Source organism: Streptomyces sp. S6 (assembly GCF_054880855.1).
This window is the reverse complement of record NZ_JBTYMC010000554.1, coordinates 1-2259: the sequence shown is the minus strand read 5'-3', so window position 1 is coordinate 2259 and position 2259 is coordinate 1. Positions and strand designations below refer to the sequence as shown.

Annotated in this window: 3 protein-coding genes; 1 reads left to right on the top strand and 2 read right to left on the bottom strand. The window is 69.9% G+C overall.

The annotated features are described in order from the left end of the window. Positions 1–294: 294 nt before the first annotated feature. Both ACVNF4_RS35115 and ACVNF4_RS35110 read right to left on the bottom strand, forming a co-directional pair. Complete coding sequence (locus ACVNF4_RS35115) at positions 295–537, bottom strand: DUF3263 domain-containing protein (RefSeq protein ID WP_461806901.1); 243 nt, start codon at positions 535–537, stop codon at positions 295–297. A 20-nt stretch (positions 538–557) separates the two neighbouring features. Then, complete coding sequence (locus ACVNF4_RS35110; protein WP_461806902.1) at positions 558–1790, bottom strand: extracellular solute-binding protein; 1233 nt, start codon at positions 1788–1790, stop codon at positions 558–560. A 133-nt stretch (positions 1791–1923) separates the two neighbouring features. Between ACVNF4_RS35110 and ACVNF4_RS35105 the strand changes: the two genes are divergently transcribed. Next, positions 1924–2259: ROK family protein (locus tag ACVNF4_RS35105; protein WP_461806900.1), on the top strand; the 336-nt coding region annotated here is incomplete at its 3' end.

Below are 2259 nucleotides of genomic sequence, written 5' to 3'. Positions count from 1 at the left end.
GCTGCGGGCCGTCCGTGGCTGATCGCGCAGTTCCCCGCGCCCCTGAAAAAACGGGGCTGGCCGCCATCGTCGGCAGTCACGTCCACGCAGCGCCTGCACAACTTCGACTGCCGGGCCAGCTGGGGTGTTCGCGCAGTTCCCCGCGCCCCTGAGAAAGACGCAGCCGGCCACCGTCGTCAGGCAAGCACGTCCGCGCCTTCGCACGGTGGCTGGCCCAGTCTTCTAGGAGCGCGGGGAACTGCGTGGACGGCCGCCGTGGAGTCGCGGTCCGAACGCCTCCCCAGCCCGCTCCCCCTACCGCTCCTCCCGCCTCCCCTCCCGAACCCTCCGCAAGCGGTTGACCGTCACCGGATCCGCCCGCAGCGCGCGGGGATCGTCGAGGAGGGCGTTGAGGAGTTGGTAGTAGTGGACGGGGGAGAGGCCGAGTTCTTCGCGGATGGCTCGTTCCTTGGCGCCGGGGCCGGGGAAGGGGCGGCGTTCCAGGGCGAGGATGGTCAGTTCTCGGGGGGGTAGTTCTGGGGAGGGATGGTCCGGCATGCCTCGACAGTAGCCCTGGGTTACGACATTCGGCTCTCGACGGCCATCGCGTTCGTCTCCAGGTTGCGCAGGACGTTCTCGGGGTCACCGCTGGGAGCTACTGCCGCGCCGATGTTCTTTTTGATGGACGCGGCGACCGACGCCCAGGACGTGCGGCCGGCGGGGTACAGCTGGGAGAGGGGGAGCTGCGCGAGGAAGGGCTCCAGGTCGCGGTCCTCGGGGGCCGTGGACATGGTCGCGGAGGCGGAGGAGGTCACCGGCAGGAGGTCGTACTCGCGGGAGAAGGCGAGGACGTTCTCCTCGTCGTAGACGAAGTCGAGGAACTTGCCGATCTGATCCCCGTTCCCGTGCTGCTTGAACGCGGTCATCCAGTCGGCGACACCCATGGTCAGGGGCCGGACACCGGACTTGCCGGGCATGGGGACCATCCCGTACTGGACGCCCTTGTCGCGGGCGGCGCGCATGAGGGAGGGGTGGCCGATGAGCATGCCGACGTCGCCGGCGGCGAAGGAGGTGAACGCGGTGGCGCGGTTGAGCTGGGCGGGGGCGACCGGGCCGGTGAGGCCCTTGTCGACGAGCTTGTCCTTGAGCCAGGTGAAGGTCTGGACGTTCTCCGCGGAGTCGATGCTGTAGGTCCCGGCGGTGGTGGTGAGCCCCCCGCCCCCGCTGAGCATCCACTGCATGGCCTCGGCCTGTGCCTCCTCGGGCCCGAGCGGCAGGGCGTACGGGTACTTGACGTCGGCGTCCTTCAATTTGGCGGCGTCGGCGGCGAGTTCGTCCCAGGTGGTGGGCGGCGAGCTGATGCCGGCCTTGGCGAAGAGGCCCTTGTTGTAGAAGAGGAGCCGCGTGGAGGAGGCGAACGGCATCCCGTACTGCTGCCCGTGCACCTTGCCGGCGTTCGCGAGCTGGGAGACGAAGTCGGCCTGGGTGTGGATGGAGAGCAGGTCGCCCGCCCGGTAGAGACGGTCCTCGGCGGCGTAGTCGGCGTACGACCCGATCTGCGCGAGATCGGGCGCGTCCCCGGCGTCCACCATGGCCTTCACCTTGGCGTCGACGTCGTTCCAGGAGTACACGCTGACCTTGACCTCGACGTCGGGATGCTTCTCCTCGTACGCCTTGACGACGGTCGCCCAGTACTTGGTGGAGCTGTTGGCCGCGCTGTCCCCGTAGTCCGCGGCGACGAGTCTCAGGGTCACTCTTCCGGAGTCACCCCCGAGTATCCCGCAGCCCCCTACCCCCACCGTCATCGCCATCGCCGCCACGGCCCCGACCCAGCCCCGCTTCACCACTGTTGCCCACTCCACGCAATCGTTCGACAGTCGGGTAAAGGTCTACACCACACGAGTGGACTAGACCTCTTCCGGGTCCTCGGCCACACTGGTCACCGTGAGACATGTCATCGCCCTCGACGTGGGCGGCACCGCGATGAAGGGCGCCCTGGTCGGCGCGGACGGCGCGCTGCTGTACCGCGACCGCAGGCCCACGGCCCGGGAACGGGGCGTCGAGGCGGTGATCGAGGGCGTCCTCGACTTCGCGGCGGACCTCCGGGCGTACGGCGTACGGGAGTTCGGCGAACCCGCGCGCGCGGCGGGCCTCGCCGTCCCCGGCATCATCGACGAGGCGCGCGGCGTCGCCGTCTACGCGGCGAACCTCGGCTGGCGGGACACCCCGCTGCGCGACCTCCTCGCGGCGCGCGTGCAGGCGCCAGCGGCGCTCGGGCAC